Here is a 17,079-nt window from a genome sequence, read left to right as displayed (position 1 = left end):
TTTTAGGCAAAAACAGGGGGAACTAACAATTCCTTTTATTGATATTTGTTATATATAGGGCTGTTAAATTTGAAAAAAGCCAGAATAGGGCTAAATTCAAGTATAAATCAGTGCTAGACCCCATACGGGATGAGGTCATGACTTAGAGAATTACCCCGGCTGTTTGAGTAAATCTTTTAGTGCATATAATTGTGCTAAGGCTTCGCGTGGACTCAGGTTGTCTACATCGATGTCCTCAAGTAATTCGAGAGCTGGAGATTCTTTCTCAATTTCGACAATACGTTCCACTGGCTCTACAATTTCCGGCAGTGCAAATAGATCATGTTGTAGACTCTTTGGTTTGACCAGTTGTTGCTTTTCCAGAATCTTTAAGCGGTTTTGTGCTTCTTTAATGACTGATGCCGGAATACCGGCAAGTTTCGCCACCTGTAAGCCATGACTCTGGCTGGCAGGGCCATGTTGTACCTTATGTAACAAAATCAGATTGCCATTCAGTTCTTTAGCCGTGACATGATAGTTGTCGATGCCGCTTTCTTTATCGAGTTCGGTCAGCTCAAAATAATGGGTTGCGAATAGACACAGGCATTGAATGCGTTTGCTCAGATCCAGCACACAGGCCCAGGCCAGAGACAGGCCATCATAGGTACTGGTGCCACGACCGACTTCATCCATCAGTACCAGCGACTGACTGGTGGCATGATGCAGAATTTGCGAAGTCTCGGTCATTTCCACCATAAAGGTCGATTTGCCAGTTGATAAATCATCGGCAGAACCAATACGGGTGAAAACCCGGTCAATAGGCCCTAAAGTCGCAGCTTGTGCAGGTACATAAGCCCCGCAATACGCCAGCAAGACGATCAATGCGGTCTGGCGCATAAAGGTCGATTTACCGCCCATATTGGGTCCGGTAATAATCGCCATGCGATGGGAAAAGTCCAGTCGCGTATCGTTCGGTGTAAAAGCAGTTTTGCTTAAAGCTTCCACCACCGGATGACGGCCAGCAGTGATACTTATACCGACTTCAGGGCTGAATTTTGGACGTGACCAGTTGCGTAAACGTGCCTGATGGGCAAAGTTTGCCACCAGATCAATCTGGGCAATGGCACTGCTCATCATCTGTAAATTGCCGATATCCTGACGTAATTCATCCAGCAACATTTCAAACAGCATTTTTTCACGCGCCAGAGCACGGGATTCACTGGATAAAACCTTATCTTCAAAGGCTTTCAGTTCAGGTGTGATATAGCGTTCAGCATTTTTCAGAGTCTGACGGCGGATATAGTGCTCGGGTGCCTGTTCGGCCTGAGCACGTGAGAGTTCAATATAATAACCACTCACTCGGTTATAACCAATTTTCAGTCCCGGAATTCCGCTGGCTTCACGTTCTTTAATTTCCAGATCAATCAGGAACTGGCTGGCGTGATCACGAATCTGACGTAATTCATCCAGTTCACTATCAAAGCCTTCGGCAATCACATTCCCATCACGCAGCAATACCGGCGGATTTTCTACGATGGCAGACATCAAGCGTTGATGCAGGCCATGGAAATCTCCGAGTTCTTCATTTAGCTGGATTAATAGCTCAGACTGTTGTTGACTGACAATCGGCTGTAGGGCATGGCGTAAAAATGGAATTTGCGCACAGGCCTGACGTAGTTGTACCAGATCCCGCGGTCGGGCACTGCCCAAAGCAATTCGGCTCAGGACACGTTCAATATCACTAATTTCCTTAAGTACCAAACGTACAGGTGCTTCATGGAAACCTTGTAGCAGGGACTGGATGGCATCTAAACGTTCATCCAGCAAGGCAGTGTCACGCAAAGGCTGCATCAGGGTGCGACTCAGCAAGCGTCCACCCATAGCCGTCTGGCAATCATTAATTAACTGAAACAGTGAAGTACCATGCTCAAATAAAGGCTCAATCAGTTCCAGATTGCGACGTGTCACTGGATCTAGGGCAATAAAGTCGGAACTCTGTTCTAGCTGAATCGAACGAATATGTGGTAAAGCGGTTTTCTGGGTTTCTTTGGCATAGTGAATCAGTGCCGCAGCGGCAGCTTTTGCCAACGGCAAATGATCAATCCCGAAACCGGAAAGTGTGCTGACGGCAAACTGGTCGCACAAGGTTTTTTGTGCATTGTTCAGGCTAAAGTCCACATTGGGACGCTTCGTCACGGAAATATCAAGTTGCTGCTTGAGTTGCTCGGTCAGCATCGGATCAGCGGTATTTTCATCCAGCAAAATTTCGCTTGGCATTAAACGCGCCAGTTCAATCATGAGCTGGTTGAGATCATAATCCTGCTGCTGTACTTTAAACAGGCCGGCGCTGAGATCGAGCAGTGCAATCCCGATCTGATTTTGCTGAATACATAAAGCCACCAGATTAGAGCTTTGATGTGCACCGAGCATGGCATCATCGGTCAGGGTGCCCGGGGTGATAATCCTTACCACGCCGCGCTCCATGGGAGCCTTACCACGAGTACTTGTGCTCTCGCCCTCACCAATCTGTTCACAGATCACCACCGTTTCGCCTTTTTTGACCAGACGGGCCAGATAGCCTTCGGCTGCATGGAAAGGCACACCTGCCATTGGGATCGGCTGACCATTGGCTTTACCGCGATGGGTCAGGGTAATGCCTAAAATTTTGGCTGCCTTGTGTGCATCTTCAAAGAACAGTTCATAAAAATCACCCATACGATAAAACATCAATGAGTGTGGATGCTGCACTTTCACCGACATGTATTGCTGCATCATGGGCGTTAAGGTAGAAAGATCAGCCATAATTTCCGAACTGGTCATTAAAAATAAATCCTTTCAACAAGAGAGAAATGCAAATACTGATAAGCAGCGTATGCACAAAAAATTAAAGCACATCTAAACAGATCTATAAAAATATTTTATCGAGGATCTGCTCAGGAGCATAGTGAATGAGGTCGCTTATCTTAGGGTGCTTTAAATCAAGATTGAAACAAGTCTATCAAATTTAATTTTTAGAAAGAAATGAAATTCCAGATGAATGTTTAAGTCATGCGACAGATCTGTCGGTCTGAGTTTTTATTCAGCATGATTTCCAATTTTAAAAAACAAACCACTGGATGTGAACATGCAGTGGTTGATTTAAATTAAGGGAATTGTTTATTCGGGATCATAAAGACCAAGGTCAGACAGGTGTAATCTGAGAATCCGGCGCAATTCCAATACGGCCTCAGGGGTTTCCTGAATGGAATGGCCACCCTTGATCACTTTACTGGATACTGCACCTTGCAAATAAGCACTTTCGTAGGAAACAATGCCATCACTCATCAGCTGAGGTTCTGTAGTATCTACGGTATTACCGATGATGGAGTGAAATTTGAAGCCGGTATAGGGCTGAATGTTTTTAGTCAGCGCATTGAATTTCGAATTTTCACTCAAATCACTCGGGCCATTTTGAATCAGGTCATGTCCCAGTTCTTTGACAAATTCTTTTAATCCGATTTCGCCTTGTAAAGTATCAGCAAAGGCACCTAAAAATGCACCTGGAACCCGAATAATTTTACGCGCCAGTTTGGTATGCCAGCGATTGGCATATTCTGTGCCACGATGCGGTGTGGCCAAGAAAATCGCCCGACTAAAATTTGGAATCGGCTGCATTTGCAGGCGTGCTTGAAACAGCGGTTTATCCTTAAACTGTTCAATACGGGTATTTTGTACCAGTTTAAAAGCATCTTGGCTGATATCGGCATTGCTGACCATCAAACGGGCAATCACGCCGCCCATACTATGTCCGACCAGTACTGCATCTTTTTTAGCTGCGGCATTGTTCGCGACCTGGGCAAATCCTTGCTGAACCAGTGCATTGATTTGAAAACGGCTTTCCAGAATCGGCATGTTGGTAGAATAAAACACCTGCCAGACCTGAAAGTTTTCTCTTAGAACCGGATCACCCATAATATCGTTGGTCATACGAATCCAGGCTTCGGGGCTGCTGGCCAGACCATGGACCAATACCAGGATCTTCTTGTTCGGATTATAAGGTTCCAGCATATACAGGTGGGGCATGCTCAGACTATCATCCCGATCAATCAGGGTCAGATAGGCCAGACGCCCCAGATTGTTCTCGGCCAGCCATAAACCATAAGGTGCTGAAAAATTGGCTGCCAGAGCATATTCCTTAGAAGCGACCTTAATTTTTTCATATTTATAGGGATCATAGAGTTTCAGATGAAATTCGGAGGTCGATAAAATCTGTTCAGTACTATTGGCTGATTTAGGTACAGCGGTGATCGTGGTGGCCAGATATCGTGCTGCGTGGATATTGGGATTGATACCATTCGGATATTTGTGATTGAGTGGGTCAGTAACATATTTTTTATCTTTTTCGGATGGTTGCTGCTCCGGTAGAACCACTAAAAACTCTGAACCAAAACCGTCACGACGGGTAATTGAACGAAGCCCAGAGAAGTTCATGTTGTAGGTGGATAATAGTTGCTCAATGGGCTGGTTTTTCAGCTGCGGAAAATTTTCCAGATCAATGCTATACACACTGTTACCCACCTGAATCCGTTGGCCGGAACGCTTGGTTTCATAACGTTCAGCATAGCGTTGAATCAGATGAGCAATCGCCAGGTTATAAAAATCACGAATCTGAACCTGACGGTTGTCGAAAATACGGTCTTGCGGGGCACGCTCGGTTTTAAACAGGTAGGCATAACTATAACGAATGCTTTTATCCAGCATGCTGAGCTGCTGATCCAGACATTTCTGGATATTCTGTTTTTGCAGCTGTTGCTTTTCCTGAGATTGGGTCTTGCTCAAAACACTGGTGTTGCACTCGGCTGACTTGGCATTCTGTAAAGAATTGGCGAGATACAACTCACTTGCTGTAGAAAGTAATTGTTCATCTAAAATCTGGGGAATCTTTTTAAGATCCTTTACACATTCTTCGGGCTGGTCAATACAGATCTGGGCTTCACGCCCCGTCATGGACAACACATTTAGACTGGCTTCGCTCAGTTTGTCGCGCGTCAAAATACTGTCACGCTCATTGCTGAGTGTGACATTAAGTGCCTGTTCCTTAACACTGACCACCTGACAGCCGCTCAGCACGCTGGTGATGACTAAAGTGCACAGTATTAATCTTTTATTTATTTTTTCGTGCATAAAACCTTTCACTGAATTTAAGTTGTAAGTTTGGATAATGGTTTGTATTTTACTAATTTTTTCTCATAAAAATAGACCGCCGTAGCAGTCTATTTGTAATCAGAGAAAGAAGATAAATTTTGATTATGGCGTTTTAGGCGTTGCAGCAGCTGGAGCTTGATTTGCGGTTTGCAGAACTTGCCAAACATTCCAGCGACCTTGTTTCTCAATTTCCTGAATCAGACGGTCTGCCACTTCAGCTTCTTGCGGGTATTTCACTTTATAGTTTGCCAAGGTTTGAGCCGCATTTTTTTTCTGTTCCAGCGCAATATAATTATTGGCTGCAGCAAGATAGGCTTCCTGAACGCCAGCTTTCATGGCTTTGTCCAGATAAGGGATCGCTTCACGTTGACCGCCACCTTCGGACAGGCCAAAGCCGAACCAGAAGTTCACTTCAGGATCATCTTGGTTGATCTTAAGAATTCGTTGTGCATAGGTCAGGGATTTGGTGGTATAGACTGAACCCAGATCCAGATTACGTGCCATGACACTGGCTTTAAATGCACGTACCAGAACATCGAAAGAGGCATTTTCACGTGCAGCTAAAGTATCCAGCTGTTGAGTGACTTCACGCAGTTTGGCTTCAAAGCCACGACGTTCCTGACGATCGCTAAAACGTGGTGGATAATGACGTGCTTTACCTTCCACCATTTGCAGGAAATCATCAATCTCGGTGATGTCGATTTCATTGGTATTTGCCAGAGCCGCATAACGCATTGAACGTGTATTGCTGTCTACAATGGGAATAATCAGTTTATTGACATCCAAGGTTAATTGCTTGGATGGATCATTTGGATGAGTCACGACCATTTTGGTCACGGGTTGAGCCGCAGCTTTTTGCAAATGCACCTCAAACGGAGGTGGTTCATTATAATTGAATGGATTTAATGCATAAAATGGCGGACTTAATTCAGGTTCTACAAAAACCACTTGATCCACAGGTTTCTCAGCAGACTTCTGAGAGACAGTCGAACATGCAGTCATTGTGAATGCTAAACAAGCAAGTGCCAAGGGCTTAAAGGTCATAATATTCATCCATTCGTGTTATTTTTTAAAACAGCTAGTACAAAAATCACATGACCGTCAGTCTATGAAAACTCTAACGATCATGCAAGTAAATGCATGTTACAGAATTGAACGCTCTATTCAGGCTTTAGACTGACTGGTTTGAGCTTCACATTCACGGCGCGCTTCTTCCAGAATCTGTAATTCTTTTTTGCTTAAAGGCTGACCATCTTGTTGCTGTTTATTAAAGGTCGGATCCAGCAAAGAAAGACGGTTGCACAAGTTGTTCATGCGTTTTTCATTTTGCTGAATACGGTCCAGCAGAATGCGCATACCCTCCAGAATTGGATCAGACTGGTCTTCAGTTGCAGCATAGGGCTGGAAGCCGATACTTTCTGCATAATCACGACGACGGGTTTCTGCATCATCCTTCGGTTTATTTTTGGTAATAAAGCGTGCAGGGTTACCCACAGCCGTCGTGTTTTCAGGAACTGCTTTAGTCACGACCGCATTAGAACCGACCTTGGCATTTTTACCGACAGTAAATGGCCCTAAAATCTTGGCACCAGCGCCAACCACCACGCCATCTTCTAAAGTTGGATGGCGTTTGCCTTTATTCCAGGTCGTTCCACCCAAAGTCACCCCATGATAGAGGGTAACATCATCGCCAATTTCTGCAGTTTCCCCAATTACGACACCCATACCGTGATCAATAAAGAAACGACGGCCTATCTTGGCGCCCGGATGTATTTCAATACCAGTCGCAAAACGGCTAAATGAAGACAATGCACGTGCAGTTCCCTTACAGTCTTTGTTCCATAGCTCATGTGCCATGCGATGCATGATCAGCGCATGGATGCCAGGGTAAGTGGTTAAGACTTCTAAGGTATTGCGTGCTGCAGGATCGCGCGCAAAGACAGCTTGTATATCTTCTTTGAGCTGTTTTAGCATTAGATTTGATCCTCGTCCTGTGATGATGTATGTGAAGATTTTTTCCACGTGCCGTTATTTAAGGCCTGAACGCGGCTGAAAATACCACGAAGTAAATGATATTCCATACGATCTAATTGTATACGTCCAAAGAGACGACGCAAGCGTAAAGGCAATAATCTTGGATTTTTTGGGTCCATAAATTCAATTTCGGCCAGCATTTTTTCCAAATGCGGATAGAACTGTTCCATCTGCGCATGATTCACCAAAGGCTCATCCCATTCCATTTCAATGCCATCAATGACTTGCATGGTTGCTTTAGCATCACGTGGTTGTTCAATCTGGCTCATGGCTGCCATGCGCATTTCATAGCAGATCACCTGAATGGCTTGAGCCACATTCAGTACGCCGTAATCGGTATTGACTGGAATGGTCAGGTGATAGTTGGCCATTGCCAGTTCTTCATTGGTCAGACCGCGGTCTTCACGGCCAAATAGAATTGCAACTTCTTGCTGCTCTTGTACCACGGCGCTCATGGCTTTTGTCGCAGCAGGGCGCACATCTAACAGCGGCCAGGGAATGGTACGGCTACGTGCGCTGGTACCGAATACAATCTGACAGTCTTTAATGGCATCTTCGAGCGTTTCTACAATCTCGATCTGCTCGATCAGGTCAGTTGCGCCTGCGGCCAGTGCATCAATATCCGGATGCGGATAGGTTTTTGGCGCCACCAGAACCAGCTTGGACAGGCCCATGGTTTTCATGGCGCGTAAAGCACTGCCGATGTTGGCAGGTAAAGTGGTATTGACCATGACAATACGCACATGGGAGAGATGTGCTGAAACAGCAGCATTGTCAATTTGACTCATGAGGATTCCAATTTAAAGGTTTTTTAAAGATCAGGATTTATGAATATTGTGGCTGGGATTCAGCCTGATACAGTTCCAGCGCATCGTCCATGCTCATGCCAGCAGGTGGTGGTGGAACATTGACCGGTTTGGCCTGTTCATAAGAAACAGCTTTGGCGGCTTTGGACTTGACCTGATATTCAATATGCAATGCTTCTTTACCAAAATAATCACGCAATTTAGCCAATAGTTCGTCCAGTGGTGCCACTTTCCAGTTGAGACCCAGATGAAGTTCAGTCGTAGCATAAGGATAGTCTAAATACAGAATTACCGGAATATGCGCTGACATGTCGATATTGGTATATGGTGTCAAAATCTGCTGCAAGTCACGACTCAGACTTTTACTGAAATGCTCGGCAGTTAGGGTGATTTTAATGCTGTTGGCACGCTTCTGGCGAATTTCATTCAGGCTAAAGGCTTTAGTAAGACGTCCCATTGGGCGGTCAAAGCCTTCACGCTCATAGATTTCACCTTCAATCACCACAACTTTATCCAGCTGGATAATCTCTTTAAAGCGGTTAAAACGTTCATGATTGGCTGAAATTTCAATACGCGCCGTACCATCATCCAGAGTCATCATCATCCGGTTCGGGAAATTGGCAATATCCACCACCAGTCCTGCAAATACGGTGGTCACGCCACGGCGTGTCGGCGTCAGCTCATTGATCTGACTAGGTACAAAGGATTTCAGTTCATTACGATAGACATCAATCGGGTGGCCGGTGAGGTACAGGCCGAGGGTGTCTTTTTCACCTTTCAGGCGAACTTCATCCGCCCATGGCTTGACCGGTTTAGAGGGTTTGCGCTGAACTTCTTCCACTTCACCAAACAGATCCATGATGCCGGTTTCACGGTTGGAGCGCGCCTGTTCCGCAGCTTGCACCGCTTCAGGCAGTTGTGCCATCAGGTCGGCACGATCAATGCCTAAACAATCCAGCGCACCGGAGCGAATCAATGCTTCCAGGGTACGTTTATTGATTTTTTTCAGGTCAATACGATGACAGAAATCAAACAGGTCACGGAAAGGACCTTCTTGTGTACGCGCGTCAATCACTGATTGCATCGCAGCTTCACCGACACCTTTAATCGCACCCAGACCATAGACAATGGTTTGTTCATCCGTGGCATGGAACTGATACAGCGACATATTCACGGAAGGTGGTAAAACTTCCAGATGATTCTTGCGACAGTCATCAATCAGGAATACCACGTTGTCGGTGTTCTGCATCTCCGAGGTCAACACCGCAGACAGGAATTCCGCCGGATAATGCGCTTTTAGCCATGCAGTCTGATAGGCAACCAAAGCATAGGCCGCAGCATGTGATTTGTTAAAGCCATAGCCGGCAAACTTTTCCATATAGTCGAAAATATGGTTGGCAGTGGCTTCATCAATGTCTTTTTTCGATGCACCTTCAATAAAGATCTGGCGCTGTTTGACCATCTCTTCCGGTTTTTTCTTACCCATGGCACGACGTAACAAGTCCGCGCCACCGAGGGTATAGCCGGCACAGTACTGTGCAGCCTGCATGACCTGTTCCTGATAGACCATAATCCCGTAGGTGGGTTCTAGTACGCCTTCAAGCAAGGGATGCAGATATTCAAAATCGCCTCCATGCATCCGGTGGATAAAGTCAGGAATCAGATCCATCGGGCCCGGACGGTACAGCGACACGAAGGCAATAATTTCTTCAAATTTGCTTGGGCGTGCCTCTTTCAGCATCTTCTTCATGCCCACGGATTCAAACTGGAATACCGCGGTGGTGTTGGCATTGGCAAAAACCAGATACGCGTCTTTATCTTCAAGCGGGATATAGGCAATGTCTAAAGGCTTGTCAGATTTGATGCGTTTATTAATATTTTTAACTGCATCTTCAATTACGGTCAGGTTACGCAGACCCAAAAAGTCAAACTTGACCAGACCAGCAGATTCAACATCGTCTTTATCGAACTGTGCCACGCGTGAAGTACCATCAGCCTCACACATAACGGCAGAGAAATCGGTAATTTTGGTTGGCGAGATGACCACACCACCGGCATGTTTACCGGTATTTCGGGTAATACCTTCCAGTTTTAGTGCCATTTCCCAGATTTCAGCCGCATCATCATTATCTGGGTTGGATGGATTGGTGACGATATCTTTAAGCTGTGGTTCGGCTTCTAAGGATTCCAGCAGACTCAGGCCTAAAGGCTTGGTCGGGATCATTTTCGAGATACGATCGGCCAGACCATAAGATTTACCCAAGACACGCGCCACATCACGAATCGCACCTTTGGCCGCCATGGTACCGAAGGTGGCAATTTGCGAAACTGCATCACGCCCATAAGTACGCGCCACATAGTCAATCACGCGGTCACGACCTGCGATACAGAAATCGACGTCGAAATCGGGCATCGACACACGTTCCGGGTTCAAGAAACGTTCGAAGAGTAATTCATAACGTAGCGGATCAAGATCGGTGATTTTTAAGCTATAAGCCACCAGTGAGCCTGCACCTGAACCACGCCCAGGGCCTACTGGGACGCCGTTACTTTTCGACCACTGAATAAAGTCCATCACGATCAGAAAGTAGCCCGGAAACCCCATCGAGTTAATGATATTAATCTCGTACTCGATTCGCTCATCATAAGGCTTGCGAACTTCTGGCCAGTGTTCATCACGCTGTTCAGGCGGATACAGGAAATTCAGACGCTCTTCCAGACCTTCTTTGGACAAGTGTGCAAAGAAAGTGTCAATGGTATGACCTTCAGGAATTGGATAATCCGGCAGAAAGTATTGACCCAGTCGCAATGTGACATTACAGCGTTTGGCAATGTGGTAAGTGTTCTCAATCGCAGAGGGAATATCCGAGAACAGCTCTGCCATTTCCTCTGCAGATTTAAAATATTGTTCAGGTGAATAGGTTTTAGGGCGGCGGTTATCCCCCAGTACATAACCATCGGCAATGCAGACTCGGGCTTCGTGGGCTTCATAATCATTGCGGGTCATGAAGTGCACGTCGTTATGTGCCACTACACCGATATTATATTTTTTGGCCAGTTTCACTGCTTCCAGAATGAAGTCATCTTCATCCGGACGGTTGGTGCGGGTCAGGGCGATATAAACGCGATTGCCGAATTTTTCGACCCATTCTTCCAGCAAGGGTTCAGCTTTTTGCGGATTTGAACTCATCAGCATCTTGCCGACATCGGAATGCATGCCGAGCAGGGCAATCATGTCCTCGGACTGGTTTAAAATCCATTGTTTTTGTACGCAGGGAATGTCTAATTGCTGACCACTGATAAAGCCTTCAGACACCAGTTCAGTCAGGTTACGCCAGCCTTTATTGGTCATCGCCAATAAGGTCATACGATGTTCGGCATCATTCAGGCGAATTTCAGAACCGAGGATCGGCTTGATGCCTTTGCCTAAGCATTTGCCATAGAACTTGACTGCGGCATGCAGGTTAGACAGATCCGTCAGCGCGAGGGCAGGCATCTGTTCTTTTTCGGCAGCTTTGACCAGGTCAGGTATCCGTACGATGGATTCAGTAATCGAAAATTCTGTATGAATACCAAGATGAACAAAGTGCATAGATGAGTCCCTGCTAAAACCATTGAATAGTTTAACATGGGATTTATTGTTTCAGTTTGAAAATGAGGGGAAATGGCTAACTTTTAGATTTTAATTTTGAGTGTACTTAGTCAGTATGAATGTTCTTATTAAAGGCTTATTTACCCCAAAATAAGATATGCGTACTGGCGACAAGGGTGTCGCCGTTGGCTTGTGATACAAGGAAGTATCATCAAGCCAACAGAAGATTTTTGTTACCTTGCATAGCAGTGCTATTCATCTTTCAAAAGCAAAAGAAGAATTTTAAATATTAGTAAGTTTATTCATGACATTATTTGAAAAATAGAATTTCGTTATTTTTACTTCAATTTTAACTTTGTAATATTTGTGCCTTACTTTTGACGGGGCAAAAGTAACAAAACCTCTTTGTTGATCTGATGGTACATCCCAGTACCACAGATCAACGGGCGACTTCCTGTCGCCATGGCACGTATCAAATAGTTGCAGGACTTTACTTTGAAATAATGAGAAAGGGTTCGTAAGTATTAAAAACAATAAAAACTAGATTAACGAAGTCGGGACAACCAGTCCCCCAGACTTTGTACAATCTGTACCAAAATCAATAACACAACCACCGTCATGATCACCACAGAGGTATCGAAACGCTGATAACCGTAAGAAATGGCCAGATCACCGATACCGCCGGCACCGACAGCACCCGCCATTGCTGTTGCACCAATCAAGCTGATGGTGGCAGTGGTCAGGTTCAGAATCAGTGAACTACGCGCTTCAGGTAAGACAAATTTAAAAATAATCTGCATTGGGGTTGCACCCATCGCTTGCGCAGATTCAATAATGCCTTCATTCACTTCCAGTAATGAGGTTTCTACTAAACGTCCAATATAAGGGCCGACATAGATGGTCAGTGGTACAATTGCGGCCCAGGTGCCAATTGAAGTGCCGACCAAAAACTTGGTCAGCGGAATAACGGCAATCAGTAGAATAATAAATGGTAGTGAACGTAGCGCATTGACAATCGGATTGAGACCGTGATAAATCACACGATTTTGCAAGATGCCGTTAGGACGCGTCACCACTAAAGTAATTGCCTGAATAAAACCCCAGATACAGCCAAACAGCATTGCGAAGAACACCATATGAAAGGTTTCTTGCAGCGCTGTCACAAATTGATCCATCGACAGCGAGCTTTTCCAGAACGGCGCAGTAATTGTCGTCAGCCACTGTACAATTAAATCTCTCATGCCTGTACTCCTGCTTGATCTACCTGTACGCCGTTATCTTTCAGATATTGCACTGCAGCGCTAATCTCTGCGGAATCACCCAGGAGCTGAATAAACATCTGACCAATCACCGAACCATTAATTTCGGTCATGTTGGCAAACAGGATATTTAAACTGATATCAAACTGTTTAATCACGGCCTGAATCACCGTTTCCTGTGCCGAGCTACCAAGGAATTTTAAACAATAAATACTGTGATGATTCTGGTTTTCCAGATTATTCAGAATATTGACCGGCAAATGTTGCTGAAGCACGGTTTGAATAAAATTTTTGGTGGTCGGGTGTTGCGGCTGACTGAAGATCTGTAGCGTGCTGCCGGTTTCAATCACATCACCTTTTTCCATCACAGCGACATAATCACAGACGGTTTCAATTACATCCATTTCATGAGTGACCATGACAATGGTAATACCTTGCTCTTGATTGATTTTTTTGAGTAATTGCAGAACTGATTTGGTGGTTTGTGGATCGAGTGCCGAAGTCGCTTCATCACAAAGTAAAATCTTGGGATGGTTGGCAAGGGCACGGGCAATCCCGACGCGCTGTTTTTGACCACCAGACAATTCATCCGGAAAAGCCTGCCGTTTATGTTTCAGGTCAATAAAATCTAATAATTCTTCGAGGCGTTTTTCCCGTTCAGCCTTGCTCCAGCCCAGAAGCTTCATAGGCATTTCGATATTGGCCGCCACGGTTTTGGTTTGCATTAAATTAAAATGCTGGAAAATCATGCCGATATTGGCACGTTCTTGACGCAATGTTTTGGCATCGAGTGCGGTAAAATCTGTTCCATTAATGATAATCTGACCTGAGCTTGGACGCTCAAGTAAATTAATCAGACGGATGAGGGTACTTTTACCGGCACCACTATAACCGATGATGCCAAAAATACTGCCGGTTGGAATCGATAGATTAATCTGATTCAAGGCATGCAAGGTTTGACCCTTAAGCTCATACTGTTTTGAAATATCTTTAAATTCAATCATAGTGTCAAAAACTGCATCACGGATAAAAAAACAGGCAAGAAATCGTCCTTGCCTGTTCTAAAAGACTATTATAGTACTATTTTGATTCAGTTAAATACGTCACCGGCTTGTTTACTGCAACTTTAGTGCCACCAAAATTTTCATCGACATACGCTTGAACTGCTGGCGTATGATACAAGGCACCTACTTTTTGCAGTACAGGATCCGTTTGACGATCTGCTGCAACCGCTAATACGTTTACATTCATTTTTGTGCTTTGATCAATTGGCTCATAGTAAACCGCATCTTTTAATACGTTTAAACCGCCTTCCATTGCCAGCGTATTGCCTAGCACAATTGCATCAACTTCATCTTTTACACGTACTGCAGTTGCCATTTGAATAGGCTTAATCACGATTTGTTTTGCATTTTCAGCCACATCAGCTGTTGTGCCTTTTACATTGTCAAAGCCAGCTTTTAATTTGACCAGACCTGCCGATTGTAAAAGTAATAACGCGCGTGATTCATTTGCACCGTCGTTTGGAATGGCAATGGTTGCACCTGTTTTAAACTCATTCAAAGATTTTACTTTGCTTGAGTAAATTCCCATTGGTTCTAAATAGGTGGTAGACAATGGTGCAATTTTTGCTGTATTGGCATCGTTATACGCAACCATATAGGCATATGACTGGAATGCATTGACATCGATTTCTTTATTGGCAACGGCTGTGTTCATTGACACATAGTCAGTGAAATTTTTCACATCAAGTTTAATGCCGACTGCTTTGGTTTCAGGTAATGTGGCGATATAGCGCCATACATCTGCATCTGAACCGGTCGATGCCATGGTTACGGTTTGAAGGCCATTCGCATCTTTGGCTTGTGCTGCATCATTGGCAGGCGCTTCTTGTTTGCCACACCCAGTCAAAGTTAATACAGAGGCACTCAATAAAACGCCAAGTAATTTTTTCATGAAATTTTCCTAATTTTAATCTTGCCTAGAGTATAAGCATTTTTAAATCGTGTTAAATAAGATTTTTATACGATCTAAGTATGTGTCCTGATCGTTGTTGGTGCTGGCTTTAAACTAAAAGATCCAAGCCTACAGCAATTGTTCTGGTGAACGCGATCAAGTCAGAAATGCCACAAACCTGATTGTAAATGATCTATTTTGGAGAGAAAAATAGATAGTTTATAAGCACATGAAGTAGTTTGAGCATTCTGGGATTGTCGATATCATAGCAATAAATCTATATTCGATATACTGGATAGCAAAGCCTTGTTTAGCTCTTTAATTGAATAAAAAACCAAGTTGTTTTATAAAAATATTAATTAAAACAATATTTTATTTATAGTAGGGATGTGGTTTTTAGGGGGGTGTTTAAATAGTGAGCTTTATAAGATTTTATCCAATCTAAATCATAAAAATGGATATATATGATTTATTGATGGAATCAAAGTAGCGTTGCGCTGTTCTAGACATCAGGGTGTTATCTCGATTCAGCTTCTTTGGGAAATAGCACATAACTTCATCGTCTGTGCATATTTGGATAAATGGGTCGGTGTCGGCGTCTTGCTATTAGATTTGCATAAATTTATTAGGGATGAGCATACAGTTTTTGTCAAAAATTTAGGTAATTTCAAAAGGTTGCATTGAGGGGCTTAGGTAACGCCGAGTTTAAGGAGTTATATAAAGCTTTGAATAAGTTGCATGAGGAAATCACCTATGCTTTAGATATAAAAAATTGAAGTAGATGTTCAAACTTATAACGATAAATTCCCATATTTGTATGACTATTGCCAATAATTTCTTGAAAATAAAGAAAATTATGAAAAACTAGCTAAAAATTACCTTATTGCAAAATAAGAAAACCCCGCACTCAGCGGGGTTTTTACTTAATCAAATGAATGGTTAAGCATTTTCACGAGCAATCGCACGGTAACCAATATCTTTACGGTATTGAACACCATCAAAAGTCACTTTTTGACAAAGCTCGAGCGCTTTTGCTTGCGCTTCACCAATGGTATTACCGAGTGCAGTCACACAAAGTACACGACCACCAGCCGTTACGATGTCACCATTCTCAAGTGCTTTCGTACCGGCATGGAAAACTTTTGCATCAGTCATTTCAGTGTCTAAACCAGAAATCACATCACCATTGCTTGATGTTTCTGGGTAGCCTTTCGATGCCAGTACGATACCGACAGTCTTGCGCTCATCCCATTCAGTTTCTTTCGGTAAATTACCGTCTAAGCCTGCTTGAACCAAATCCACTAAAGATGATTTTAAACGCATCATGATTGGTTGAGTTTCAGGGTCGCCAAAACGGCAGTTGAACTCGATCACTTTCGGTTGACCTTGTTCATCAATCATCAAGCCTGCATATAAGAAACCAGTATAAACGTGTCCGTCTTTTTTCATACCTTCAACGGTAGGACGCATCACTTCATTCATGGTTTTTTCAAATACATCCGCAGTCACAACAGGCGCAGGCGAGTAAGCACCCATACCACCCGTGTTTGGACCTTGGTCGCCTTCAAAGATACGTTTGTGATCTTGTGAAGTCGCCATTGGCAAAATGTTGTCGCCATCAATCATACAAATGAAAGATGCTTCTTCGCCTGCAAGGAATTCTTCAATTACAACGCGAGAACCTGCATCACCAAATTTGTTGCCTGCAAGCATGTCATCGATCGCATCAAATGCTTCTTGATTAGTCATGGCAACGATCACGCCTTTACCTGCAGCAAGCCCGTCGGCCTTGATTACGATCGGCGCACCATTTTTTTCAACAAATGCTTTCGCAGCATCTACTTCTGTAAATACATCGTAAAACGCAGTTGGAATGTTGTGGCGTTTTAAGAAATGTTTCGCGAAAGCTTTAGAGCCTTCAAGCTGCGCAGCAAATTGAGTTGGACCCCAAATTTTTACACCCGCTTCACGGCAAGCATCAACGACACCGTTTACCAATGGAGCTTCTGGGCCGACAATGACAAGCTCAACGGCATTGTTTTTTGCGAAATCGATAATCGCAGCATTGTCTAAAATACTTAAATTTACGTTTTCACATTTATTTTCAGTGGCTATACCTGCGTTGCCCGGAGCAACAAAGACTTTTGCAACTTTATCGTCTTGTGCGATTTTCCATGCAAGTGCATGTTCACGACCGCCATTACCCAAAACTAAAATATTCATCTAAAAATCCCTCAAAAGAATAGAATCCCACCTTGCGAAGCCATGC

At 44.0% G+C, this 17,079-nt stretch carries 10 protein-coding genes; all 10 read right to left on the bottom strand.

What is annotated here, in order from left to right; genetic code table 11:
* Positions 1 to 150: 150 nt before the first annotated feature.
* The 10 genes from mutS to purD all read right to left on the bottom strand — a co-directional run bounded on the left by mutS (position 151) and on the right by purD (position 17,033).
* Entirely contained in the window at positions 151 to 2,799 is a 2,649-nt protein-coding gene (gene mutS / locus FTU40_RS03715; protein ID WP_180039818.1) for a DNA mismatch repair protein MutS, read from the bottom strand.
* 336 nt (positions 2,800 to 3,135) lie between these two features.
* Entirely contained in the window at positions 3,136 to 5,142 is a 2,007-nt protein-coding gene (locus FTU40_RS03710; RefSeq protein WP_180039816.1) for a triacylglycerol lipase, read from the bottom strand.
* 123 nt (positions 5,143 to 5,265) lie between these two features.
* Positions 5,266 to 6,207 (bottom strand): ABUW_2363 family tetratricopeptide repeat lipoprotein, encoded by a 942-nt coding sequence (locus tag FTU40_RS03705; protein ID WP_005171266.1) that lies wholly within the window; start codon positions 6,205 to 6,207, stop codon positions 5,266 to 5,268.
* Between the two features lie 120 nt (positions 6,208 to 6,327).
* On the bottom strand, positions 6,328 to 7,137 hold the full coding sequence (cysE, locus tag FTU40_RS03700; protein WP_005096684.1) for a serine O-acetyltransferase: 810 nt from the start codon (positions 7,135 to 7,137) through the stop codon (positions 6,328 to 6,330).
* On the bottom strand, positions 7,137 to 7,985 hold the full coding sequence (locus tag FTU40_RS03695; RefSeq protein WP_005096685.1) for an RNA methyltransferase: 849 nt from the start codon (positions 7,983 to 7,985) through the stop codon (positions 7,137 to 7,139). Before FTU40_RS03695 ends, cysE begins: the two co-directional genes overlap by 1 nt.
* Positions 7,986 to 8,022: 37 nt before the next feature.
* Positions 8,023 to 11,595 carry a DNA polymerase III subunit alpha gene (gene dnaE / locus FTU40_RS03690; RefSeq protein WP_100328709.1) on the bottom strand — a complete coding sequence of 1,191 codons (3,573 nt, stop codon included), beginning with the start codon at positions 11,593 to 11,595 and terminating at the stop codon, positions 8,023 to 8,025.
* A 545-nt stretch (positions 11,596 to 12,140) separates the two neighbouring features.
* Positions 12,141 to 12,836: a methionine ABC transporter permease gene (locus tag FTU40_RS03685; RefSeq protein ID WP_180039814.1), complete on the bottom strand. Its 696-nt coding sequence runs from the start codon at positions 12,834 to 12,836 to the stop codon at positions 12,141 to 12,143.
* Positions 12,833 to 13,858 carry a methionine ABC transporter ATP-binding protein gene (locus FTU40_RS03680; RefSeq protein WP_005171261.1) on the bottom strand — a complete coding sequence of 342 codons (1,026 nt, stop codon included), beginning with the start codon at positions 13,856 to 13,858 and terminating at the stop codon, positions 12,833 to 12,835. The genes FTU40_RS03685 and FTU40_RS03680 overlap by 4 nt, the downstream gene beginning before the upstream one ends.
* Before the next feature lie 76 nt (positions 13,859 to 13,934).
* A complete protein-coding gene (locus FTU40_RS03675; RefSeq protein ID WP_180039812.1) occupies positions 13,935 to 14,810 on the bottom strand; it encodes a MetQ/NlpA family ABC transporter substrate-binding protein in 876 nt (291 codons plus the stop codon).
* Between the two features lie 939 nt (positions 14,811 to 15,749).
* Positions 15,750 to 17,033 (bottom strand): phosphoribosylamine--glycine ligase, encoded by a 1,284-nt coding sequence (gene purD / locus FTU40_RS03670; RefSeq protein WP_180039810.1) that lies wholly within the window; start codon positions 17,031 to 17,033, stop codon positions 15,750 to 15,752.
* Positions 17,034 to 17,079 lie beyond the last annotated feature (46 nt).

Source organism: Acinetobacter sp. YH12100 (genome assembly GCF_013419135.1).
GTDB lineage: Bacteria > Pseudomonadota > Gammaproteobacteria > Pseudomonadales > Moraxellaceae > Acinetobacter > Acinetobacter pseudolwoffii.
Note: the sequence above shows the minus strand (reverse complement) of the source record. Positions and strands in the feature narration are given on the sequence as shown.